Origin of the sequence: Streptomyces sp. NPDC057877 (genome assembly GCF_042796855.1) — a bacterium.
Taxonomy (GTDB): Bacteria; Actinomycetota; Actinomycetes; order Streptomycetales; family Streptomycetaceae; genus Streptomyces.
Genome location: NZ_JBHVMS010000014.1, coordinates 146,771 through 170,994, shown reverse-complemented (window position 1 = coordinate 170,994; position 24,224 = coordinate 146,771). Strand labels below are relative to the sequence as shown.

19 protein-coding genes and 1 tRNA gene are annotated in these 24,224 nt (G+C 68.1%); 18 read left to right on the top strand and 2 right to left on the bottom strand.

Going from position 1 to position 24,224, the window contains the following annotated elements:
- The first annotated feature begins 83 nt into the window (after positions 1-83).
- The 3 genes from ACFVQG_RS35245 (at position 84) to ACFVQG_RS35235 (ending at position 3,326) form a co-directional block, all read left to right on the top strand.
- Positions 84-1,568: an MFS transporter gene (locus ACFVQG_RS35245; protein ID WP_383391662.1), complete on the top strand. Its 1,485-nt coding sequence runs from the start codon at positions 84-86 to the stop codon at positions 1,566-1,568.
- A gap of 178 nt (positions 1,569-1,746) precedes the next feature.
- The gene (locus tag ACFVQG_RS35240) at positions 1,747-2,127 is read left to right on the top strand and encodes a DUF3291 domain-containing protein (protein WP_383391660.1); all 381 of its coding nucleotides are present in this window, start codon (positions 1,747-1,749) and stop codon (positions 2,125-2,127) included.
- Between the two features lie 143 nt (positions 2,128-2,270).
- The gene (locus ACFVQG_RS35235) at positions 2,271-3,326 is read left to right on the top strand and encodes a UDP-N-acetylmuramate dehydrogenase (protein ID WP_383391658.1); all 1,056 of its coding nucleotides are present in this window, start codon (positions 2,271-2,273) and stop codon (positions 3,324-3,326) included.
- A 23-nt stretch (positions 3,327-3,349) separates the two neighbouring features.
- On the opposite strand, the gene ACFVQG_RS35230 is transcribed toward ACFVQG_RS35235, so the two are convergent.
- Both ACFVQG_RS35230 and ACFVQG_RS35225 read right to left on the bottom strand, forming a co-directional pair.
- Positions 3,350-4,381, bottom strand: a complete 1,032-nt coding sequence (locus tag ACFVQG_RS35230; protein ID WP_383391655.1) for an adenosine deaminase — start codon at positions 4,379-4,381, stop codon at positions 3,350-3,352.
- Between the two features lie 130 nt (positions 4,382-4,511).
- A complete protein-coding gene (locus ACFVQG_RS35225) occupies positions 4,512-5,738 on the bottom strand; it encodes a pyridoxal phosphate-dependent aminotransferase (protein ID WP_383391653.1) in 1,227 nt (408 codons plus the stop codon).
- A gap of 297 nt (positions 5,739-6,035) precedes the next feature.
- On the opposite strand from ACFVQG_RS35225, the gene ACFVQG_RS35220 reads away from it, so the two are divergent.
- The 15 genes from ACFVQG_RS35220 to fusA all read left to right on the top strand — a co-directional run bounded on the left by ACFVQG_RS35220 (position 6,036) and on the right by fusA (position 24,161).
- Positions 6,036-6,108 (top strand) — tRNA-Trp (locus ACFVQG_RS35220).
- 105 nt (positions 6,109-6,213) lie between these two features.
- The gene (gene secE, locus ACFVQG_RS35215) at positions 6,214-6,501 is read left to right on the top strand and encodes a preprotein translocase subunit SecE (protein ID WP_210922676.1); all 288 of its coding nucleotides are present in this window, start codon (positions 6,214-6,216) and stop codon (positions 6,499-6,501) included.
- A 77-nt stretch (positions 6,502-6,578) separates the two neighbouring features.
- The gene (nusG, locus tag ACFVQG_RS35210; protein WP_383391650.1) at positions 6,579-7,418 is read left to right on the top strand and encodes a transcription termination/antitermination protein NusG; all 840 of its coding nucleotides are present in this window, start codon (positions 6,579-6,581) and stop codon (positions 7,416-7,418) included.
- A gap of 156 nt (positions 7,419-7,574) precedes the next feature.
- The gene (gene rplK, locus ACFVQG_RS35205) at positions 7,575-8,009 is read left to right on the top strand and encodes a 50S ribosomal protein L11 (RefSeq protein WP_006130605.1); all 435 of its coding nucleotides are present in this window, start codon (positions 7,575-7,577) and stop codon (positions 8,007-8,009) included.
- An 81-nt stretch (positions 8,010-8,090) separates the two neighbouring features.
- A complete protein-coding gene (gene rplA, locus ACFVQG_RS35200; protein WP_360225223.1) occupies positions 8,091-8,816 on the top strand; it encodes a 50S ribosomal protein L1 in 726 nt (241 codons plus the stop codon).
- A gap of 131 nt (positions 8,817-8,947) precedes the next feature.
- Positions 8,948-9,814, top strand: coding sequence for a hypothetical protein (locus ACFVQG_RS35195; protein WP_383391647.1), 867 nt, complete (start codon positions 8,948-8,950; stop codon positions 9,812-9,814).
- 132 nt (positions 9,815-9,946) lie between these two features.
- Positions 9,947-10,822 carry an LppX_LprAFG lipoprotein gene (locus ACFVQG_RS35190; RefSeq protein WP_383391644.1) on the top strand — a complete coding sequence of 292 codons (876 nt, stop codon included), beginning with the start codon at positions 9,947-9,949 and terminating at the stop codon, positions 10,820-10,822.
- 310 nt (positions 10,823-11,132) lie between these two features.
- On the top strand, positions 11,133-11,663 hold the full coding sequence (rplJ, locus tag ACFVQG_RS35185; protein WP_358779919.1) for a 50S ribosomal protein L10: 531 nt from the start codon (positions 11,133-11,135) through the stop codon (positions 11,661-11,663).
- Between the two features lie 114 nt (positions 11,664-11,777).
- Entirely contained in the window at positions 11,778-12,167 is a 390-nt protein-coding gene (rplL, locus tag ACFVQG_RS35180) for a 50S ribosomal protein L7/L12 (protein WP_383391642.1), read from the top strand.
- A gap of 569 nt (positions 12,168-12,736) precedes the next feature.
- Complete coding sequence (rpoB, locus tag ACFVQG_RS35175; RefSeq protein WP_383391640.1) at positions 12,737-16,216, top strand: DNA-directed RNA polymerase subunit beta; 3,480 nt, start codon at positions 12,737-12,739, stop codon at positions 16,214-16,216.
- Positions 16,217-16,315: 99 nt separating this feature from the next.
- The gene (locus ACFVQG_RS35170) at positions 16,316-20,215 is read left to right on the top strand and encodes a DNA-directed RNA polymerase subunit beta' (RefSeq protein WP_383391639.1); all 3,900 of its coding nucleotides are present in this window, start codon (positions 16,316-16,318) and stop codon (positions 20,213-20,215) included.
- Positions 20,216-20,425: 210 nt separating this feature from the next.
- Complete coding sequence (locus ACFVQG_RS35165) at positions 20,426-20,890, top strand: DUF1707 and DUF4190 domain-containing protein (protein WP_383391788.1); 465 nt, start codon at positions 20,426-20,428, stop codon at positions 20,888-20,890.
- Between the two features lie 260 nt (positions 20,891-21,150).
- Positions 21,151-21,522 carry a 30S ribosomal protein S12 gene (gene rpsL / locus ACFVQG_RS35160; protein WP_003948652.1) on the top strand — a complete coding sequence of 124 codons (372 nt, stop codon included), beginning with the start codon at positions 21,151-21,153 and terminating at the stop codon, positions 21,520-21,522.
- A 2-nt stretch (positions 21,523-21,524) separates the two neighbouring features.
- Positions 21,525-21,995 carry a 30S ribosomal protein S7 gene (rpsG, locus tag ACFVQG_RS35155; RefSeq protein WP_003998848.1) on the top strand — a complete coding sequence of 157 codons (471 nt, stop codon included), beginning with the start codon at positions 21,525-21,527 and terminating at the stop codon, positions 21,993-21,995.
- A gap of 39 nt (positions 21,996-22,034) precedes the next feature.
- Positions 22,035-24,161, top strand: a complete 2,127-nt coding sequence (gene fusA / locus ACFVQG_RS35150; RefSeq protein ID WP_383391637.1) for an elongation factor G — start codon at positions 22,035-22,037, stop codon at positions 24,159-24,161.
- Positions 24,162-24,224 lie beyond the last annotated feature (63 nt).

The window sequence follows — 24,224 nt, the reverse complement described above, 5'->3', positions numbered from 1 at the left end:
CGGACGTCTGTTGGCCGTCGTGTGCCCGCAAAAGTTAGTCATCAATAACTAACCATCTACGTGATTCATGCTCAGGGGGAGCAATGTCACAACAGTCCGCACACTCTGCACCAAGCACAACGGCCACACACGCCCCACCGCGCTGGGGTTTCGTCTGGGCGCTCGTCATCACCAGCGTCGCCGGGTTCATGGCGGCCCTGGACAACCTGGTCGTCACCACCGCGCTGCCCGCGATCCGCGACGACCTGGGCGGGGCGCTGCACGACCTGGAGTGGACCGTGAGCGCCTACACGCTCACCTTCGCCGTGCTGCTGATGTTCGGCGCGGCGCTGGGCGACCGCTTCGGCCGCCGTCGTCTCTTCCTGGTCGGCATCACGATCTTCACCGTCGCGTCCGCCGCCGCGGCCATGGCACCCGGCATCGACTCCCTCATCGCGGCCCGCGCGGTCCAGGGCGTCGGAGCGGCCGTCATGATGCCGCTGACGCTGACCCTGCTGACCGCCGCGGTACCGGCCGAACGGCGCGGGATGGCGTTCGGGATCTGGGGCGCCGTCAACGGACTCGCCGTCGCCTCCGGGCCCCTCATCGGCGGCAGCCTCACCGAACACATCTCCTGGCAGTGGATCTTCTGGCTGAACGTGCCCCTCGGCCTCGCCCTGCTGCCGCTCGCCCGCCTGCGCCTCGCCGAGTCCCACGGCACCGGCTCCCCGCTCGACGTCACCGGCACCCTGCTCGCCAGCGGCGGTCTCTTCGGGATCGTCTACGGCCTGGTGCGCGGCCCCGCCGACGGCTGGACCGACCCGGTCGTCCTGACGGGCCTGACCGCGGGCGGCGCGCTGCTGCTCGCCTTCGTCCGGCACGGCATCCGAGGCCGCAACCCGATGCTGCCGATGCGCCTCTTCCGCTCCCGCGCCTTCGCCGGGATCAACGCGGCGAGCATGCTCATGTTCCTCGGTATGTTCGGCTCGATCTTCCTGCTCAGCCAGTACATGCAGGGCGTCCTCGGCTACTCGCCGACCGAGGCCGGGCTGCGCATGCTGCCCTGGACCGGCATGCCCATGCTCGTCGCACCGATCGCGGGGCTCCTCTCCGACCGCGTCGGCGGCCGTCCGGTCGTCGCCACGGGCCTGTTCTTCCAGGCGGCGGGACTCGGGTACCTGGCCTACGTCATCACCGCCGACGCCTCCTACTCCGTCCAGCTGCCCGGCCTGATCCTCAGCGGCATCGGCATGGCCCTCTTCTTCGCGCCCGCCTCCGCCCTGGTCATGGGCAGCGTCATCGCCAAGGAACAGGGCATCGCCTCCGGCGCCAACAACGCGCTGCGCGAGGTCGGCGGAGCGCTCGGCATCGCGATCATGTCCTCGATCTTCGCGGCCCAGGGCGGCTACGAGACCCCGCAGACGTTCGTCGACGGGCTGCGGCCCGCGATCGCGGTCGGCGCCGGGGTGGTCGCCCTGGCCGGGATGGCGGCCCTGCTGATCCCCGCCCGCCGCAAGGCCGTCCTCACGACCCCCGAACCGCCCGAGCCGGAGCCCGCCGCGCCGCTCGCCGAGACCGCGGCCCGCTGACTCGGAGAACGCCCGGAGAGACCCGAGAACACCTCTTCGACAGACCTGAGGAACACCCGCAAGAACACCGAGAACATCCGCAAAGAGACCGAGAACACCCGCAAAGAGACCGAGAACACCCACAGAGACACCGAGATCACCCACAGAGACACCGAGATCACCCGGAAAGGAGTACGACATGCCGACCCTTCCCTGGACCGAGCCCAACACCCCGCCGCGCGACACCGAGGTGCACGTCTTCGCCTCGCGCTTCGAGACGCGGACCCTGTGGGGAGCGCTCAGGTTCCTCGTCCGAACGCCGGGAGTCTGGCGGCAGGTGAGCCGGGCGCCCGGCGCCTACGGGGCCTCCCTGAAGGCCGAGCCCTTCAAGCGGACCTTCTGGACGCTGTCCGCCTGGGAGTCGCCCGACGCCCTCAAGACCTTCGCCCACGGGGGCATCCACGCGCCGACCGCGCGGGGCCTGGCCCCGCAGATGCGGGACGCGAAGTTCGCCTCGTGGACGGCGTCCAGCGCCGACCTCCCACTGAGCTGGTCGGAGGCGGCGCGCCGCCTGACGTGAGCGCACGCGCGCGTACGGCCCCGTCGGCAAGGACGGGGCCGTACGCCTGGGCGCCTGCCCGGTACCGGGGCCGTACGCGCGCGTGCCCGCCGCCCCCTCGCCGCCGTCCGGGGCTGTCAGTGCCGTCTCGTAGTCTTGGGCGCGTGCAGGAACTCCACGACGCCCCCCTCGCCCCGCTGACCACCTTCCGGCTGGGCGGCCCCGCCACCCGGCTGGTCACCGCGACGACCGACGCCGAGGTGATCGCCACCGTACGCGAGGCGGACGCCAGCGGTACGCCGCTGCTGGTGATCGGCGGCGGCTCCAACCTGGTCATCGGCGACAAGGGCTTCGACGGCACCGCCCTGCGCGTCGCCACGTCCGGCTTCGAGCTGGACGGTACGCGGCTGGAGCTGGCCGCGGGCGAGGTCTGGACCGACGCGGTCGAGCGCACCGTGGCCGCCGGGCTCGCGGGCGTGGAGTGCCTCGCGGGGATCCCCGGCTCGGCGGGCGCGACGCCGATCCAGAACGTGGGGGCGTACGGGCAGGAGGTCTCCTCGACCATCACCGAGGTGATCGCCTACGACCGGCGTGCGGGCGAGACGGTGACGCTCTCCAACGCCGAGTGCGCCTTCTCCTACCGGCACAGTCGCTTCAAGGCCGACCCCTCCCGGTACGTGATCCTGCGGGTCCGCTTCCGGCTGGAGGACGCCGGAGGGCTCTCGGCGCCCCTCAAGTACCCCGAGACCGCGCGGGCGCTCGGGGTCGAGGCGGGGGAGCGGGTGCCGCTCGGGGACGCGCGCGAGACGGTGCTCAAGCTGCGGGCCGGGAAGGGGATGGTCCTGGACCCCGAGGACCACGACACCTGGTCCGCCGGGTCCTTCTTCACCAACCCGATCCTCACCGACGCCGACTTCGCGGAGTTCCACGCGCGCGTGCGCGCCCGCCTCGGCGACGGCGTCGAGCCGCCCGCCTACCCGGCCGGTGCGGGCCGTACGAAGACCTCCGCGGCCTGGCTGATCGACAAGGCCGGATTCACCAAGGGCTACGGCACCGGCCCCGCCCGCATCTCCACCAAGCACACCCTCGCCCTCACCAACCGCGGCGACGCCACCACCGAGGACCTGCTGACGCTGGCCCGGGAGGTCGTCGCCGGGGTCCATGAGGCGTTCGGCATCACCCTGGTGAACGAGCCGGTGACGGTGGGCGTCGCCCTGTAGGGACCGCCACAGAGCGATCCGCGTCAGCCCGCGAGCCAGTCGTCCACGCCCGCCAGCAGCTTGGCCTTCACGTCCTCCGGAGCCGCGGACCCCCGCACCGACTGCCGGGCCAGTTCCGCGAGTTCCCGGTCCGTGAAGGCGTGGTGGTGGCGGGCGATGTCGTACTGGGCCGCCAGGCGGGAGCCGAACAGGAGGGGGTCGTCGGCGCCCAGGGCCAGGGGGACGCCCGCCTCGAACAGCTTGCGCAGGGGTACGTCCTCCGGCTTCTCGTAGACGCCCAGCGCCACGTTCGACGCCGGGCACACCTCGCACGTCACGCCCCGGTCCGCCAGCCGCTTCAGCAGCCGGGGGTCCTCCGCGGCCCGTACGCCGTGGCCGATGCGGTCCGCGTCCAGGTCGTCCAGGCAGTCCCGCACCGACGCCGGGCCGGTCAGCTCGCCGCCGTGCGGAGCCGACAGCAGCCCGCCCTGCCGGGCGATCGAGAACGCCCGGTCGAAGTCCCTCGCCATGCCCCGCCGCTCGTCGTTCGAGAGCCCGAAGCCCACCACACCCCGGTCCGCGAACCGCACCGCCAGCCGTGCCAGCGTCCGCGCGTCCAGCGGGTGCTTCATCCGGTTGGCGGCCACCAGCACCCGCATCCCCAGACCGGTCTCCCGGGACGTCGTCTCCACCGCGTCCAGGATGATCTCCAGCGCCGGGATCAGCCCGCCCAGCCGGGGCGCGTACGACGTCGGGTCCACCTGGATCTCCAGCCAGCCCGAGCCGTCCTTCAGGTCCTCCTCGGCGGCCTCCCGCACCAGCCGCTGGATGTCCTCGGGCTCCCGCAGACACGACCGGGCGGCGTCGTACAGCCGCTGGAAACGGAACCAGCCCCGCTCGTCCGTGGCCCGCAACTGCGGCGGCTCCCCACTGGTCAACGCCTCACTCAGCGCCTCCGGCAGGCGCACGCCGTACTTGTCGGCCAGCTCCAGGACGGTCCCGGGCCGCATCGACCCGGTGAAGTGCAGATGCAGATGGGCTTTCGGCAGCTCGGAGACATCACGTACACGTTCCATTCCGTGATACTGCCAAACGGCCCTCCGGCCCCGGTACCGCTTTCCCCGTTCGTGGTCTTGCTCGCACGAAAAAGCGGGCCCTCAGGTACTCACCATGAGCACCTGAGGGCCCGCCCGGGGCGGCGGGACCTCAGTCCCGCGCCTCCGCCAGCAGCTTCTGGATCCGCGAGACGCCCTCGACCAGGTCCTCGTCACCCAGCGCGTACGACAGCCGCAGATAGCCGGGCGTGCCGAACGCCTCGCCGGGCACGACGGCGACCTCGGCCTCCTCCAGGATCAGCGCGGCCAGCTCGACGGTGTCCTGCGGACGCCTGCCGCGGATCTCCTTGCCGATCAGGGCCTTCACCGACGGGTAGGCGTAGAACGCGCCCTCCGGCTCCGGGCAGACCACGCCGTCGATCTCGTTGAGCATCCGGACGATCGTCCTGCGGCGCCGGTCGAAGGCCTCGCGCATCTTCGCGACCGCCTCCAGGTCGCCGGAGACCGCCGCCAGCGCCGCCACCTGGGCCACGTTGGAGACGTTGGACGTGGCGTGCGACTGGAGGTTCGTCGCTGCCTTCACGACGTCCTTCGGGCCGATGATCCAGCCGACCCGCCAGCCGGTCATCGCGTAGGTCTTGGCGACGCCGTTGACCACGACGCACTTGTCCCGCAGCTCCGGCAGGACCGCGGGCAGGGACACCGAGGTCGCGTCGCCGTACACCAGGTGCTCGTAGATCTCGTCGGTCAGCACCCACAGGCCGTGCTCGACGGCCCAGCGGCCGATCGCCTCGGTCTCGGCCTCGCTGTAGACGGCGCCGGTCGGGTTCGACGGCGAGACGAAGAGGACGACCTTCGTCTTCTCGGTGCGGGCCGCCTCCAGCTGCTCCACGGAGACGCGGTAGCCGGTGGACTCGTCGGCGACGACCTCGACCGGGACACCCCCGGCCAGCCGGATCGACTCCGGGTACGTCGTCCAGTACGGGGCCGGGACGATGACCTCGTCACCCGGGTCGAGGATCGCGGCGAACGCCTGGTAGATGGCCTGCTTGCCGCCGTTGGTCACCAGGATCTGGGTCGGGTCGACCTCGTAGCCGGAGTCGCGCAGCGTCTTCGCGGCGATCGCGGCCTTCAGCTCGGGCAGGCCGCCCGCCGGGGTGTAGCGGTGGTACTTCGGGTTCTTGCAGGCCTCGACGGCCGCCTCGACGATGTAGTCCGGGGTCGGGAAGTCGGGCTCGCCCGCGCCGAAGCCGATCACCGGACGCCCGGCGGCCTTGAGTGCCTTGGCCTTGGCGTCCACGGCGAGGGTGGCGGACTCGGAGATCGCGCCGACTCGGGCGGAGACCCGGCGCTCGGTGGGAGGGGTTGCAGGGCTCATGGGGCCCATCGTTTCAGACCGGAAATGTCCCCGGCACGCGGGTTTCACGTACTGAACAGGAGCGGGCAAACCGCTGAACACCTGACCGAAGCGTCACCCCGGACCGCCGGGATCCGGCCGTCGCTTCGGCGATCTTTCTCCCGATCTTTCCACCGGGAGCGCCCTCACGGGCACTTTCTGTTCGACGCCCGGGCCAGGAACACGTACACTCACACGTCGTTGGCCTTCAGCGAGCCGTGCTCAACGGGTGCATACACCGAGCACCCGTCCGGATGCGGTACGTTGGGGGAGACACAAAGGGTCGTAGCTCAATTGGTAGAGCACTGGTCTCCAAAACCAGCGGTTGGGGGTTCAAGTCCCTCCGGCCCTGCTACACACACCGCCAGGATGTGTGCGCAGGTACGTACAGCATTGCACCGCCGTGCGGCTCAGACCGGGCGCGGCACGGCCACGACCCGGGATCAGGTGAGGATGAATGTCGGACGCCGTGGGCTCCCTCGACACGCCTGATGCCCAGGACGAGGTTCCCGAGTCGAGGAAGAAGACCCGAAAGGGTGGCAAGCGCGCCAAGAAGGGCCCGCTGAAGCGCCTCGCACTCTTCTACCGCCAGATCGTCGCGGAGCTTCGCAAGGTCGTCTGGCCTACGCGCACCCAGCTGACGAGGTACACGACCGTCGTGATCATCTTCGTGGTCGTGATGATCGGCCTGGTGACCGTGATTGACTATGGGCTCGACCACGCAGCCAAGTACGTCTTCGGCTGAGCCAAGAGCGAAGGGCGCCGTGATCGGCGCCCCTTTCGCGTGTTCCACCCGTATGTATCCAGGAAGAAGCAGCCACCGTGTCTGACCCGAACGTGAACGACGCCATGGAGCCTCGCGAGGACGTCGTCGAGTCCGTGGATGACGATCTCGACATCGTCGCGGGCGCGGACGAGGTCGACGAGACCCAGGCCGACGAGGCCGAGGCTGCGGACACCGCCGCCGACGAGGAGACGGAAGAGGCCGCCGAGGCTGAGGCCGAAGAGGCCGCCGAGGCTGAGGCCGAGGAGCCCGAGGCCGACATCGACCCCGTCGAGAAGCTCCGTCAGGAACTGCGCATCCTGCCCGGCGAGTGGTACGTGATCCACACCTACGCCGGTTACGAGAACCGCGTGAAGACCAACCTGGAGCAGCGCGCCGTCTCGCTGAACGTCGAGGACTACATCTTCCAGGCCGAGGTGCCGCAGGAAGAGGTCGTCCAGATCAAGAACGGCGACCGCAAGACGATCAAGCAGAACAAGCTCCCGGGCTACGTCCTGGTCCGCATGGACCTGACGAACGAGTCCTGGGGCGTCGTCCGCAACACCCCCGGCGTCACCGGCTTCGTGGGCAACGCCTACGACCCGTACCCGCTGACGCTGGACGAGATCGTCAAGATGCTCGCCCCGGAGGCCGAGGAGAAGGCCGCCCGCGAGGCCGCCGAGGCCGAGGGCAAGCCCGCGCCGCAGCGCAAGGTCGAGGTCCAGGTGCTGGACTTCGAGGTCGGCGACTCGGTCACCGTCACCGACGGCCCGTTCGCCACGCTCCAGGCCACCATCAACGAGATCAACGCCGACTCCAAGAAGGTCAAGGGTCTGGTGGAGATCTTCGGTCGTGAGACCCCGGTCGAGCTGAGCTTCGACCAGATCCAGAAGAACTGATCCCTTCTGGACGAACCGCTTCCGAGCAGGTCAGGCACTGCCTGACCTGCTCGGTTTTTGGCCGCGCATCTATACCCGTTATCGTTGTGCGGTATGCCTGCGTTCGGTTGGTCCCGTCGCGCGGGCATGGACCCGATTGAAAGGACCCGGAGAGCTATGCCTCCCAAGAAGAAGAAGGTCACGGGGCTCATCAAGCTCCAGATCCAGGCCGGTGCCGCCAACCCGGCCCCGCCGGTCGGCCCCGCGCTGGGTCAGCACGGCGTGAACATCATGGAGTTCTGCAAGGCCTACAACGCCGCGACCGAGTCGCAGCGTGGCTGGGTGATCCCGGTGGAGATCACGGTCTACGAGGACCGTTCCTTCACCTTCATCACCAAGACCCCGCCGGCCGCGAAGATGATCCTCAAGGCCGCGGGCGTGGAGAAGGGCTCCGGCGAGCCGCACAAGACCAAGGTCGCGAAGATCACGCGTGACCAGGTCCGTGAGATCGCCACCACCAAGATGCCCGACCTCAACGCCAACGACCTGGACGCCGCCGAGAAGATCATCGCCGGCACCGCCCGTTCCATGGGCGTCACGGTCGAGGGCTGAGCCCCAACCTCCCCACCAGCAGATGAGTGGCGGGGCCTGCTCGGCCCGGACCACGACTCCTAAGAAAACCCAGGAGCAGTAGTGAGCAAGCGCAGCAAGTCTCTCCGCGCTGCGGACGCCAAGGTCGACCGGGAGAAGCTCTACGCCCCGCTCGAGGCCGTCCGTCTCGCCAAGGAGACCTCCACGACCAAGTTCGACTCCACCGTCGAGGTCGCCTTCCGTCTGGGTGTCGACCCGCGCAAGGCCGACCAGATGGTGCGTGGCACCGTGAACCTCCCGCACGGCACCGGTAAGACCGCCCGGGTCCTGGTCTTCGCGACCGGCGACCGTGCCGAGGCCGCGCGTGCCGCGGGCGCCGACATCGTCGGCGCCGACGAACTGATCGACGAGGTGTCGAAGGGCCGTCTGGACTTCGACGCCGTCGTCGCCACCCCGGACCTCATGGGCAAGGTCGGCCGCCTCGGCCGCGTGCTCGGCCCGCGTGGTCTGATGCCGAACCCGAAGACCGGCACCGTCACCCCCGACGTCGCCAAGGCCGTCACCGAGATCAAGGGCGGCAAGATCGAGTTCCGCGTCGACAAGCACTCGAACCTGCACTTCATCATCGGCAAGTCGTCCTTCGACGACAGCAAGCTGGTGGAGAACTACGGCGCCGCGCTGGAGGAGATCCTCCGTCTGAAGCCGTCGGCCGCCAAGGGTCGCTACATCAAGAAGGCCGCCATCACCACCACGATGGGCCCCGGCATTCCGGTCGACCCGAACCGCACCCGCAACCTCCTCGTCGAGGAGGACCCGGCCGCCGTCTGATCCTGACGACGACCGAGGCGCGCGTACGCGTATCCGTCGACGGGCCCCGCGACCTTCCGAGGTGCGGGGCCCGTTGTCGTACCCGCGGGTTAGCGTGGGGGGAGTGGCCGGGACGTCCGAGGGGGGCACGGGTGAGGTACGGGCTGGTGGGGCGGGGGATCGCCGTGGTGGCGCTGGTGCTGGCGGCCGCGTGCGGCTCGCCCGGGGGCTCGGAGAAGCCGACGAAGCCCACCGCCGCCCCCACCGGCACGAGGGGCGCTCCGGCGGCCGTGAGCGAGGAACTGCGTGCCGTGGAGAAGGCCACCGGCAAGGCCGGTTCCGCCCGGGTGACCTCCACGACGGTCATGGGCAGCGTCCTGTCCATGGAGACCACCGGCGCCCTGTCCTGGGCCGAGCGCCCCGTCGGCCTCCTCACCCTCACCTACACCGGCGGGGAGGTCGCCGACACCATGCGGAAGCTGGGCAGCGTCTCGATGCGGGCGCGGCTGCTGCCCGACGCCTACTACGCCGAGTTCGGCGACGCCTTCGCGGACCGGATGCACGGCAGGCACTGGATCAAGTACGACCACGACAGCCTCCAGGAGCTGCCGGGCGGCTCCGGGGCGCAGCTGAAGGAGGAGCTGGAGCGCACCGCTCCGGTCCAGCCGATAGAGCTGCTGCTGGCCTCGCCGACCACACGGCGGGTCGGTGTGGAGGGCGTCGGCGGCCGGACCGCTACCCGCTACTCGGGCACGCTCGACGTGGCGGAGCTGGCCGATTCCGCCCTGAAGCGGCGGCTCACCGACGCCGGGGTGGTCACCCAGACCGTGGACATATGGGTGGACGAGCGGAACCTGCTGGTCAAGAAGGTGGAGAAGGGGGAGCTGGAGGAGACCGGCGAGCTGAGGCAGACCGCTTTCTACGACGACTACGGCCTGAAGGTCTCTGTCGAGAAACCGCCGGTCGATGACACGGTGGACTTCACGGAGCTGCTGGAGCATCACGACACAGGCTCCTGAAGCACCCGAAACGGCCAGCTATATGAGTCACACGAGTCACACCGGCCCCACAGCAATTGAGCGGACTCTGTCAGTCCCCTGAGATACGCTCACGTTTCGTTGAGGGTCGGCCATGCTCCTTGGGGGGAATCAATGGGTCTTTCCGTACGTACGCGCCGTACTCGGCGCGGGGCGATGGGCGCCGGACTGTCCGCGCTGCTGCTGGCCGCGGGCGCGGTCGGCTGTTCCTCCGGTGACGGTGGCGACTCGCCGGAGATGGAGCCCGCCGCGGCGGTCGCGGCGGCGGCGAAGAACGCCGAGGAGATCAAGTCCCTCCGGTACAGGATCAGCGGCGACATCCCCGAGCAGGGCACGATCGACGGCGAGGCCTCGATGTCCCTGGACCCGCTGGCGATGGACATGAAGATGTCGGTCGAAGGTGCCAGCCCCACCCAGTCCGGCGAGGCGGAGATCCGTCTGCTCGACCAGGTCATGTACATCGGCGGTGGCGCCGAGATGGCCAAGGAGCTGGACGGCAAGAGCTGGATGAAGATGGACCTGTCCGCGCTCGGCGAGGACAACCCGCTGAACCTCGACGAGCTGGGCGCGGGCCAGGCCGGTCAGAACCCGGCCGCGGAGTCCGGTTTCTTGGCCGGTGCCGAGGACGTGGAGAAGGTCGGCACCGAGACTGTCGACGGCGTCGAGACCACCCACTACAAGGGCACGGTCGACCTCGATGACCTGCGCAAGGCCACCAAGGGCGAGAGCAGGACCCTGCGCGAGCAGCGGGAGAAGAGCATCGAGCAGTACGAGAAGATGGGCGTCGAGTCCCTCAAGATGGACATGTGGATCGACGGCGAGGACCGGGCCAAGCAGTTCCGGATGCAGGGGGACGCCACCGGCGGCCCGCTGGACATGACCGTCACCTTCCTCGACTACAACCAGCCGGTGGACATCGAGGCCCCGCCCGCCGCGGACACCGTCGACTTCGCCGAGATGATGGAAGAGGCCATGGCCTCCGAGAGCTGAGTCACGGAGAGCCGAGCCTCACCCGCGTGACCGGATTTGCTTGACGGCGATCCGGTCACGTACTCTCTCCACGAAGCCAAAGACCGCTGGTCGTTGCCGTGTGCTCGTTCGAGGGCACGGTGGCCGAAGGATCCGCTGAACAGCGGACGACCCGCGCAGGTGACAGTGGAAGAACTCCCGGAGTGCGTGCGTCCCGCGTATGCGCGTCCGGTCGAGTCCGCCCCGTGCGCCTGCGCCGGGGCGTTTCGTTTTCTCCAGTCCTCCTTCGGGTCCGCGCGGTCCGAATCACCCGGAAGGAGGCCGAGGCTCTATGGCGAGGCCCGACAAGGCTGCCGCGGTTGCCGAGCTGACGGACAAGTTCCGTAGCTCCAACGCCGCCGTGCTGACCGAGTACCGCGGTCTCACCGTGGCCCAGCTCAAGCAGCTGCGCCGTTCGCTCGGTGAGAACGCCCAGTACGCCGTGGTGAAGAACACGCTGACCAAGATTGCGGCCAACGAGGCCGGGATCACCACGCTGGACGACCAGTTCAATGGTCCGACGGCGGTTGCCTTCATCACCGGTGACCCGGTGGAGTCGGCGAAGGGTCTTCGTGACTTCGCCAAGGACAACCCGAATCTCGTCATCAAGGGCGGTGTCCTTGACGGCAAGGCGCTGTCCGCCGACGAGATCAAGAAGCTTGCGGACCTCGAGTCGCGCGAGGTTCTGCTCTCCAAGCTGGCCGGTGCCTTCAAGGCGAAGCAGTCCCAGGCTGCCTCCGTCTTCCAGGCGCTGCCGTCGAAGCTCGTCCGCACCGTGGACGCGCTCCGTGCCAAGCAGGACGAGCAGGGCGGTGCCGAGTAACTCGGCTCGCACTCCGGCCGCCGCTGCCTGAACGCGGAGGCCGTCGCGGGCCAGACGTACGCCCGCCACACCAGTACATCCGGCACCTGCCGAATTAGTGGAAGGACCGCCATCATGGCGAAGCTCAGCCAGGAAGACCTGCTCGCGCAGTTCGAGGAGATGACCCTCATCGAGCTCTCCGAGTTCGTGAAGGCGTTCGAGGAGAAGTTCGACGTCACCGCCGCCGCTGCCGCGCCGGTCGTCGTCGCCGGTGGTGCCGCTGGTGGCGCCGCCGCCGAGGCCGTCGAGGAGAAGGACGAGTTCGACGTCGTCCTCACCGGCGCCGGTGACAAGAAGATCCAGGTCATCAAGGTCGTGCGTGAGCTGACCTCCCTCGGCCTGAAGGAGGCCAAGGACCTGGTGGACGGCGCCCCGAAGCCCGTCCTCGAGAAGGTCGCGAAGGACGCCGCGGACAAGGCCAAGGAGGCCCTCGAGGGCGCCGGCGCCTCCGTCGAGGTCAAGTGACACCACTGAGGTGACCGCGGCCCCCGCAGGGCTGTAACACCGACGTACCGAAGAGCGATCATCCATCCGGGTGGTCGCTCTTCGGCGTGTTCGGGGGTGTGGCCACGGTTGCCTTGCACCCGCGTATGCGAGGGGTATGGTGATCTTCGTCGTGTCTCTGGGTGGCCCCGTTCGGGCAGGGGGTTCGGGCAGGGGGGCCTTGACGAACCGCACGCAGCGCGCAATTCTCAGGACGCGTCGTCACAAGGATCCGAATCCGAGGCATGGATCGGCGACGAAGAGGGCAGTATCAACGTGCGTTGAGGGCAGGGCCTTGTCGCAGAGGTTGAGAACAACGAGGACAACGAGGGTCAACACGGGTGCCAAGAACCCGCACTGGACATCAGTGTGCCAAGTGGCTACACTGACCCTTTGCGCTGCCTGTTAGCTGTCCCCTGCCCGTCACCAGGGGTCTGCCCTCGCCTCAGCATCGATGACCAGTAAGTCCCCGACCTGGGATTTCTGTCTCCCTGCGGCGGTGAGGGGCCGGTACGCGCGTAGTGAGTCCGAGCCCTCGGAAGGACCCCCTCTTGGCCGCCTCGCGCACTGCCTCCGCGAATACGAACAACGGCGCCAGCACCGCCCCGCTGCGCATCTCCTTTGCAAAGATCAAGGAGCCCCTCGAGGTTCCGAACCTTCTTGCGCTGCAAACCGAGAGCTTCGACTGGCTGCTCGGCAACGACGCGTGGAAGGCTCGTGTCGAGCAGGCTCTGGACAACGGTCAGGACGTCCCCACCAAGTCCGGGCTCGAGGAGATCTTCGAGGAGATCTCCCCGATCGAGGACTTCAGCGGGTCGATGTCGCTGACCTTCCGCGACCACCGTTTCGAGCCGCCGAAGAACTCGATCGACGAGTGCAAGGAGCGTGACTTCACCTACGCGGCTCCGCTTTTCGTCACCGCCGAGTTCACCAACAACGAGACCGGCGAGATCAAGTCCCAGACCGTCTTCATGGGCGACTTCCCGCTCATGACGAACAAGGGCACCTTCGTCATCAACGGCACCGAGCGTGTCGTGGTGTCGCAGCTGGTTCGTTCGCCGGGTGTGTACTTCGACTCCAGCATCGACAAGACGTCCGACAAGGACATCTTCTCGGCCAAGATCATCCCGTCCCGGGGTGCCTGGCTGGAGATGGAGATCGACAAGCGCGACATGGTCGGTGTCCGCATCGACCGCAAGCGCAAGCAGTCCGTCACCGTCCTGCTCAAGGCGCTCGGCTGGACCACCGAGCAGATCCTCGAGGAGTTCGGCGAGTACGAGTCCATGCGCGCCACCCTGGAGAAGGACCACACCCAGGGCCAGGACGACGCGCTGCTCGACATCTACCGCAAGCTGCGTCCGGGCGAGCCCCCCACGCGTGAGGCCGCGCAGACGCTGCTCGAGAACCTCTACTTCAACCCCAAGCGCTACGACCTCGCCAAGGTCGGCCGCTACAAGGTCAACAAGAAGCTGGGTGCAGACGCTCCGCTGGACGCGGGCATCCTGACCGTCGAGGACATCATCGCGACGATCAAGTACCTGGTGCAGCTGCACGCCGGTGAGACCGAGACCGTCGGTGACAACGGCGACAAGGTCGTCGTCGAGACCGACGACATCGACCACTTCGGCAACCGCCGTCTGCGCAGCGTCGGCGAGCTGATCCAGAACCAGGTCCGTACGGGTCTGGCGCGTATGGAGCGCGTCGTGCGTGAGCGCATGACGACCCAGGACGTCGAGGCGATCACGCCGCAGACCCTGATCAACATCCGGCCGGTCGTCGCCTCCATCAAGGAGTTCTTCGGCACCAGCCAGCTGTCGCAGTTCATGGACCAGAACAACCCGCTGTCGGGTCTCACCCACAAGCGCCGTCTGTCGGCGCTCGGCCCGGGTGGTCTCTCCCGTGAGCGGGCGGGCTTCGAGGTCCGTGACGTGCACCCGTCGCACTACGGCCGCATGTGCCCGATCGAGACCCCCGAAGGCCCGAACATCGGTCTGATCGGCTCGCTCGCCTCCTACGGCCGGGTCAACGCGTTCGGTTTCGTCGAGACGCCGTACCGCAAGGTCGTCGAGGGCCAGGTCACCGACGAGGTGGACTACCTGACCGCCGACGAGGAGGACCGCTTCGTCATCGCGCAGGCCAACGCGCCGCTCACCGAGGACATGCACTTCTCGGAGCGCGTCCTGGTGCGCCGCCGCGGCGGCGAGGTCGACTACGTCCCCGGTGACGAGGTCGACTACATGGACGTCTCGCCGCGCCAGATGGTGTCGGTCGCGACCGCCATGATCCCGTTCCTCGAGCACGACGACGCCAACCGCGCCCTGATGGGCGCGAACATGATGCGCCAGGCCGTTCCGCTCATCAAGGCGGAGGCCCCGCTCGTCGGCACCGGCATGGAGTACCGCTCCGCCGTCGACGCCGGTGACGTCGTCAAGGCCGAGAAGGCCGGTGTGGTCCAGGAGGTCTCCGCGGACTACATCACCACCGCCAACGACGACGGCACCTACATCACCTACCGCCTGGCCAAGTTCGCCCGCTCCAACCAGGGCACCTCGGTCAACCAGAAGGTCATCGTCAACGAGGGCGACCGCGTCATCGAGGGCCAGGTGCTCTCCGACGGCCCGGCCACCCAGAACGGCGAGATGGCGCTCGGCAAGAACCTGCTGGTCGCGTTCATGCCGTGGGAGGGTCACAACTACGAGGACGCGATCATCCTGTCGCAGCGCCTCGTGCAGGACGACGTCCTCTCCTCGATCCACATCGAGGAGCACGAGGTCGACGCCCGTGACACCAAGCTCGGCCCCGAGGAGATCACCCGGGACATCCCGAACGTCTCCGAGGAGGTCCTCGCCGACCTCGACGAGCGCGGCATCATCCGCATCGGCGCCGAGGTCATCGCCGGTGACATCCTCGTCGGCAAGGTCACGCCCAAGGGTGAGACCGAGCTGACCCCGGAGGAGCGCCTGCTGCGCGCGATCTTCGGTGAGAAGGCCCGTGAGGTCCGTGACACCTCGCTGAAGGTGCCGCACGGCGAGACCGGCAAGGTCATCGGCGTCCGCGTCTTCGACCGCGAGGAGGGCGACGAGCTTCCCCCCGGTGTGAACCAGCTGGTGCGCGTGTACGTCGCGCAGAAGCGCAAGATCACCGACGGTGACAAGCTCGCCGGCCGCCACGGCAACAAGGGCGTCATCTCGAAGATCCTGCCGATCGAGGACATGCCGTTCCTGGAGGACGGCACCCCGGTCGACATCATCCTCAACCCGCTCGGTGTGCCGTCCCGAATGAACCCGGGTCAGGTCCTGGAGATCCACCTCGGCTGGCTCGCCAGCCAGGGCTGGGACGTCTCCGGTCTCGCCGACGAGTGGGCGCAGCGCCTCCAGCAGATCGGCGCCGACGTGGTCGAGCCCCGGACGAACGTGGCGACGCCGGTCTTCGACGGCGCCCGTGAGGACGAGCTGACCGGTCTGCTCGAGAACACCCTGCCCAACCGCGACGGCGACCGCATGGTCCAGCCGTCCGGCAAGGCGCGGCTGTTCGACGGCCGCTCGGGTGAGCCGTTCCCGGACCCGATCTCGGTCGGCTACATGTACATCCTGAAGCTGCACCACCTGGTCGACGACAAGCTGCACGCCCGCTCCACCGGCCCGTACTCGATGATCACCCAGCAGCCGCTGGGTGGTAAGGCGCAGTTCGGTGGCCAGCGGTTCGGCGAGATGGAGGTGTGGGCCCTCGAGGCCTACGGCGCCGCGTACGCCCTCCAGGAGCTGCTGACCATCAAGTCCGACGACGTCACCGGCCGCGTGAAGGTCTACGAGGCCATCGTCAAGGGCGAGAACATCCCCGAGCCCGGCATCCCCGAGTCCTTCAAGGTGCTCATCAAGGAGATGCAGTCGCTCTGCCTGAACGTGGAGGTGCTGTCCAGCGACGGTATGTCCATCGAGATGCGTGACACCGACGAGGACGTCTTCCGCGCTGCGGAGGAGCTCGGCATCGACCTGTCCCGGCGCGAGCCGAGCAGCGTCGAAGAGGTCTGACGGGAGTCCGGCGGTGCCCCTGACCGACCAGGGGCCCCGCCGACCCCCAGGCCCCCGTACAGACCAAAGACTTACGACCCTGAGAGGGATTGACGCATAGTGCTCGACGTCAACTTCTTCGACGAGCTCCGGATCGGCCTGGCCACCGCTGACGACATCCGTCAGTGGAGCCACGGCGAGGTCAAGAAGCCCGAGACCATCAACTACCGCACCCTCAAGCCCGAGAAGGACGGACTCTTCTGCGAGAAGATCTTCGGTCCGACCCGGGACTGGGAGTGCTACTGCGGCAAGTACAAGCGCGTCCGCTTCAAGGGCATCATCTGCGAGCGCTGCGGCGTCGAGGTCACGCGCGCCAAGGTGCGCCGTGAGCGGATGGGCCACATCGAACTGGCCGCGCCCGTCACGCACATCTGGTACTTCAAGGGCGTTCCCTCGCGCCTCGGTTACCTGCTCGACCTCGCCCCGAAGGACCTGGAGAAGGTCATCTACTTCGCGGCGTACATGATCACGTTCGTCGACGAGGAGCGCCGCACCCGCGACCTGCCCTCGCTGGAGGCCCATGTCTCCGTCGAGCGCCAGCAGATCGAGCAGCGCCGGGACGCCGACCTGGAGGCCCGCGCCAAGAAGCTCGAGACCGACCTGGCCGAGCTGGAGGCCGAGGGCGCCAAGGCCGACGTGCGCCGCAAGGTGCGCGAGGGTGCCGAGCGTGAGATGAAGCAGCTGCGCGACCGTGCGCAGCGCGAGATCGACCGCCTCGACGAGGTGTGGAACCGGTTCAAGAACCTCAAGGTCCAGGACCTGGAGGGCGACGAGCTGCTCTACCGCGAGCTGCGCGACCGCTTCGGCACCTACTTCGACGGCTCGATGGGCGCCGCGGCGCTGCAGAAGCGCCTGGAGTCCTTCGACCTCGACGAGGAGGCCGAGCGCCTCCGCGAGATCATCCGTACCGGCAAGGGCCAGAAGAAGACCCGTGCGCTCAAGCGCCTGAAGGTCGTCTCCGCGTTCCTGCAGACCAGCAACAGCCCCAAGGGCATGGTGCTGGACTGCGTGCCGGTCATCCCGCCGGACCTGCGTCCGATGGTGCAGCTGGACGGTGGCCGCTTCGCGACCTCCGACCTGAACGACCTGTACCGCCGTGTCATCAACCGCAACAACCGCCTGAAGCGGCTTCTCGACCTCGGCGCGCCCGAGATCATCGTGAACAACGAGAAGCGCATGCTCCAGGAGGCCGTGGACGCGCTGTTCGACAACGGCCGTCGTGGCCGCCCGGTGACGGGCCCCGGCAACCGTCCGCTGAAGTCGCTGTCCGACATGCTCAAGGGCAAGCAGGGCCGCTTCCGTCAGAACCTGCTCGGCAAGCGCGTCGACTATTCGGCGCGTTCCGTGATCGTCGTCGGCCCGCAGCTGAAGCTGCACCAGTGCGGTCTGCCGAAGGCGATGGCGCTGGAGCTGTTCAAGCCGTTCGTGATGAAGCGGCTGGTCGACCTCAACCACGCGCAGAACATCAAGTCGGCGAAGCGCATGGTCGAGCGTGGCCGGACCGTGGTGTACGACGTCCTCGAAGAGGTCATCGCCGAGCACCCGGTGCTGCTGAACCGCGCGCCCACCCTGCACCGCCTCGGCATCCAGGCCTTCGAGCCGCAGCTGGTCGAGGGCAAGGCCATCCAGATCCACCCGCTCGTGTGCACCGCCTTCAACGCGGACTTCGACGGTGACCAGATGGCCGTGCACCTGCCGCTGTCCGCGGAGGCGCAGGCCGAGGCCCGCATCCTGATGCTGTCCTCGAACAACATCCTCAAGCCCGCCGACGGCCGTCCGGTGACGATGCCGACCCAGGACATGGTGCTGGGTCTGTACTTCCTGACGACCGACAGCGACGCCCGTGAGGTCAAGGGCGAGGGCCGGGCGTTCGCGTCCGTCGCCGAGGCGATCATGGCCTTCGACGCGGGCGAGCTGTCGCTCCAGTCGAAGATCGACGTCCGCTTCCCGGTCGGCACCATCCCGCCGCGCGGCTGGACCCCGCCGGTCCGCGAGGAGGGCGAGCCGGAGTGGCAGCAGGGTGACAGCTTCACGCTGCGCACCACGCTGGGCCGCGCGCTGTTCAACGAGCTGCTGCCCGAGGACTACCCGTTCGTCGACTACGAGGTCGGCAAGAAGCAGCTCTCCCAGATCGTCAACGACCTGGCCGAGCGCTACCCGAAGGTCATCGTGGCGGCGACGCTCGACAACCTGAAGGCGGCGGGCTTCTTCTGGGCGACCCGTTCCGGCGTCACCGTCGCGTTCTCCGACATCGTCGGTCCGCCGGAGAAGCCGCAGATCCTGGAGCGCTACGAGGACCAGGCGCTGAAGATCCAGAAGCAGTTCGAGCGCGGCCTCGTCACCAAGGAAGAGCGCACGCAGGAACTGATCGTCATCTGGAACAAGGCGTCCAGCGAGGTCGCCGAGGCGATGCAGCGCAACTTCCCGCGCACCAACTCGATCTTCATCATGATCGAGTCCGGCGCCCGAGGAAACATGATGCAGCTGCGTCAGATCGCCGGTATGCGTGGTCTGGTGTCCAACGCCAAGAACGAGACCATCCCGCGGCCCATCAAGGCCTCGTACCGTGACGGTCTCACCGTGCTGGAGTACTTCATCGCCACGCACGGTGCCCGTAAGGGTCTGGCGGACACCGCCCTGCGTACCGCCGACTCGGGTTACCTCACCCGTCGTCTGGTCGACGTCTCCCAGGACGTCATCATCCGCGAGGAGGACTGCGGCACCGAGCGCGGTCTGCGGCTGCGGATCGCCGAGCGCAACGCCGAGGGCACGCTCCTCAAGGCGGACGACGTCGAGACGTCCGTGTACGCGCGCTGCCTCGCCGAGGACATCGTCGTCGACGGCAAGGTGCTCGCCCCGGCGGGTACCGACCTCGGTGACGTGCTCATCGACGAGCTGGTCCGCTACGGCGTCGAGGAGGTCAAGACCCGCTCGGTCCTGACCTGCGAGTCCGCCGTCGGCACCTGCGCCATGTGCTACGGCCGCTCGCTGGCCACCGGCAAGCTGGTCGACATCGGTGAGGCGGTCGGCATCATCGCCGCCCAGTCCATCGGTGAGCCCGGCACCCAGCTGACGATGCGTACCTTCCACACCGGTGGTGTGGCCGGTGACGACATCACCCAGGGTCTGCCGCGTGTCGTCGAGCTGTTCGAGGCCCGTACCCCGAAGGGTGTCGCCCCGATCTCCGAGGCCTCCGGCCGGGTGCGGATCGAGGAGACCGAGAAGACCAAGAAGCTCGTCGTCACCCCGGACGACGGCAGCGACGAGACGGCGTACCCGATCTCGAAGCGCGCCCGTCTCCTGGTGTCCGAGGGCGAGCACGTCGAGGTGGGCCAGAAGCTCACCGTGGGTGCCACCAACCCGCACGACGTGCTGCGCATCCTGGGCCAGCGGGCCGTTCAGGTCCACCTGGTCGGCGAGGTCCAGAAGGTCTACAACTCGCAGGGTGTGTCGATCCACGACAAGCACATCGAGATCATCATCCGGCAGATGCTGCGCCGGGTGACGATCATCGAGTCCGGCGACGCCGAGCTGCTGCCCGGTGAGCTGGTCGAGCGCTCGAAGTTCGAGACCGAGAACCGTCGTGTGGTCCAGGAGGGCGGTCACCCGGCCTCCGGTCGTCCGCAGCTGATGGGTATCACCAAGGCCTCGCTGGCGACGGAGTCCTGGCTGTCGGCCGCCTCCTTCCAGGAGACGACCAGGGTCCTGACGGACGCGGCGATCAACGCCAAGTCCGACAGCCTCATCGGCCTCAAGGAGAACGTCATCATCGGTAAGCTCATCCCGGCCGGTACGGGCCTGTCCCGCTACCGCAACATCCGGGTCGAGCCGACCGAGGAGGCCAAGGCCGCGATGTACTCGGCCGTCGGCTACGACGACATCGACTACTCGCCGTTCGGCACCGGCTCCGGCCAGGCCGTTCCGCTGGAGGACTACGACTACGGTCCGTACAACCAGTAAGCGAGTCGCCTGAGCCGAAGGGCGGTCACCCCCGGGGGTGGCCGCCCTTCGGCGTGCCGGGGGGACGCACCGGTGCCGTACGGGCCGCTTTCGGCGCACTATGGAGTGAGTCCGGTGCCCGGGAGGTGCCCCGTGTCGCAGCCGCCGTATCCGCCGCAGCCGTCCTGGCAGCCCTGGGGGCAGCCGTCGCCGTCCCCGGCCCCGCAGCACATGCTCGCCTCGCACGCCGACCGGGAGCGGGCCGTGGACGTGCTCAGAGCCGGTTACGGCGAGGGCCGCATGGAGCAGGAGGAGTTCGAGAAGCGGGTCGCACGGGCGTACGGGGCCCGCACGGTGGGAGAGCTGGCCCTGCTGGTGGCCGACCTGCCCCAGGGGCCCGTACCGCAGCCCGCGGCCGTTGTGGAGGTCCCGCGGACGTTCCTGCCGACGCCGCGGCCACAGACGAACGGGAAGGCGGTCGGGGCGGCCATCTGCGGGCTGCTGTGTCTGCCGACCTTCGGGCTCACCGGCATCCCCGCGGTCGTGCTCGGGCACGCGGCGCGCGCCGAGATCCGGCGTTCCGGGGAGGGCGGGGACGGCCTCGCGCTGACCGGGCTGGTTCTGGGGTGGTTGTCCACCGCGGGCTGGGCACTCGTACTGGTGCTGCTGACCATGGTGTCGGTCGCGGTGGGCTGACACCGGTGTGGTGATTAGGGCGAGGTCCATTTGTTTTGACCGCAGCGAATGCGGTAGGTACGCTCAGACCTTGTGCCTGGGGTGTGCCCTGGCCCTCGTGCGTGCCTTCACACCGCACAGCGGGGCCGCGAGCGGCCACCGTAATCTGCGCTTCTTTCTGCCTAGCGGCGGGAGTCCGCGGGATTCGACACACCCGACCGCGTGGGTCGGCGACGTTCCAGGTTAGCTGTACCCATCGGCACACAGAAACCGGAGAAGTAGTGCCTACGATCCAGCAGCTGGTCCGGAAGGGCCGGCAGGACAAGGTCGAGAAGAACAAGACGCCCGCACTCGAGGGTTCCCCTCAGCGTCGCGGCGTCTGCACGCGTGTGTTCACGACCACCCCGAAGAAGCCGAACTCGGCCCTGCGTAAGGTCGCGCGTGTGCGTCTGACCAGCGGGATCGAGGTCACGGCCTACATTCCGGGTGAGGGACACAACCTGCAGGAGCACTCCATCGTGCTCGTGCGTGGTGGCCGTGTGAAGGACCTGCCGGGTGTTCGCTACAAGATCATCCGCGGTTCGCTCGACACCCAGGGTGTCAAGAACCGCAAGCAGGCCCGCAGCCGCTACGGCGCCAAGAAGGAGAAGTAAGAATGCCTCGTAAGGGCCCCGCCCCGAAGCGCCCGGTCATCATCGACCCGGTCTACGGCTCCCCTCTGGTGACCTCCCTGATCAACAAGGTGCTGCTGAACGGCAAGCGCTCGACCGCCGAGCGCATCGTCTACGGCGCCATGGAGGGCCTGCGCGAGAAGACCGGCAACGACCCGGTCATCACGCTCAAGCGCGCTCTCGAGAACATCAAGCCGACCCTCGAGGTCAAGTCCCGCCGTGTCGGTGGCGCCACCTACCAGGTGCCGGTCGAGGTCAAGCCCGGCCGTGCCAACACCCTGGCGCTGCGCTGGCTGGTCGGTTACTCCCGCGCCCGTCGCGAGAAGACCATGACCGAGCGTCTGCTCAACGAGCTTCTCGACGCTTCGAACGGCCTCGGTGCGGCCGTCAAGAAGCGCGAGGACACGCACAAGATGGCCGAGTCCAACAAGGCCTTCGCGCACTACCGCTGGTAGTCGCAGTCCACATCGAGACCGAGAGAAGACGAAAGCCTTATGGCTACCACTTCGCTTGACCTGGCCAAGGTGCGCAACATCGGCATCATGGCCCACATCGACGCGGGCAAGACGACCACCACCGAGCGGATCCTGTTCTACACCGGCGTCTCGTACAAGATCGGTGAGGTCCACGACGGCGCTGCCACCATGGACTGGATGGAGCAGGAGCAGGAGCGTGGCATCACGATCACCTCTGCTGCCACCACCTGCCACTGGCCGCTGGAAGACGTCGACCACACCATCAACATCATCGACACGCCGGGCCACGTCGACTTCACCGTCGAGGTGGAGCGTTCGCTGCGCGTGCTCGACGGTGCCGTGACGGTGTTCGACGGCGTCGCCGGCGTTGAGCCCCAGTCCGAGACGGTGTGGCGTCAGGCGGACCGCTACGGCGTTCCGCGTATCTGCTTCGTGAACAAGCTCGACCGCACCGGTGCGGAGTTCCACCGCTGCGTCGACATGATCACCGACCGTCTGGGCGCGCAGCCGCTGGTCATGCAGCTGCCGATCGGTGCCGAGGCCGACTTCAAGGGCGTCATCGACCTCGTGACGATGAAGGCCCTGGTCTGGTCCGCCGAGGCCACCAAGGGCGAGATGTACGACGTCGTCGACATCCCGGACACCCACCAGGAGGCCGCCGAGGAGTACCGCGGCAAGCTCCTGGAGGCCGTGGCCGAGAACGACGAGGAGCTGATGGAGCTGTACCTGGAGGGCGAGGAGCCCTCCGTGGAGCAGCTGTACGCGGCGATCCGCCGTATCACCATCGCCTCCGGCAAGGGCGACGGCACCACCGTCACCCCCGTCTTCTGCGGCACCGCGTTCAAGAACAAGGGCGTCCAGCCCCTGCTCGACGCGGTCGTGCGCTACCTGCCCTCTCCGCTGGACGTCGAGGCCATCGAGGGCCACGACGTCAAGGACCCGGAGACGGTCATCAAGCGCAAGCCGTCCGACGACGAGCCGCTGTCGGCGCTGGCGTTCAAGATCATGAGCGACCCGCACCTCGGCAAGCTCACCTTCGTCCGGGTGTACTCCGGCCGCCTGGAGTCCGGCACCGCCGTGCTGAACTCCGTCAAGGGCCGCAAGGAGCGCATCGGCAAGATCTACCGCATGCACGCCAACAAGCGTGAGGAGATCGAGTCGGTGGGCGCCGGTGACATCGTCGCCGTCATGGGCCTGAAGCAGACCACCACCGGTGAGACGCTGTCCGACGACAAGAACCCGGTGATCCTGGAGTCCATGGACTTCCCGGCGCCGGTCATCCAGGTCGCCATCGAGCCCAAGTCGAAGGGCGACCAGGAGAAGCTGGGCGTCGCGATCCAGCGGCTCGCCGAGGAGGACCCGTCCTTCCAGGTCCACTCGGACGAGGAGACCGGCCAGACCATCATCGGCGGTATGGGCGAGCTGCACCTCGAGGTGCTGGTCGACCGTATGCGCCGTGAGTTCCGGGTCGAGGCCAACGTCGGCAAGCCGCAGGTCGCGTACCGCGAGACCATCCGCAAGTCGGTCGAGAAGGTCGAGTTCACCCACAAGAAGCAGACGGGTGGTACCGGCCAGTTCGCTCGCGTGATCATCGCGATCGAGCCGATCGAGGGCGGCGACGCCTCGTACGAGTTCGTCAACAAGGTCACCGGCGGTCGCATCCCGAAGGAGTACATCCCCTCGGTCGACGCCGGCTGCCAGGAGGCCATGCAGTTCGGCATCCTCGCCGGTTACGAGATGACCGGTGTCCGCGTGACCCTGCTCGACGGTGCCTACCACGAGGTGGACTCCTCCGAGCTGGCCTTCAAGATCGCCGGTTCGCAGGCGTTCAAGGAGGCCGCGCGCAAGGCGGCCCCCGTGCTCCTCGAGCCGATGATGGCCGTCGAGGTCACCACGCCCGAGGACTACATGGGTGACGTGATCGGCGACATCAACTCCCGCCGTGGCCAGATCCAGGCCATGGAGGAGCGGGCCGGTGCCCGCGTCGTGAAGGGCCTCGTGCCCCTGTCGGAGATGTTCGGCTACGTCGGGGACCTCCGCAGCAAGACGTCGGGTCGCGCAAGCTACTCGATGCAGTTCGACTCCTACGCCGAGGTTCCGCGGAACGTCGCCGAGGAGATCATCGCGAAGGCCAAGGGCGAGTAACGGACCTCGTCCGTACGCCGTAGGCTTGACTCCGGAGCCTCCCGGGCCATTCCTCCGCATTCA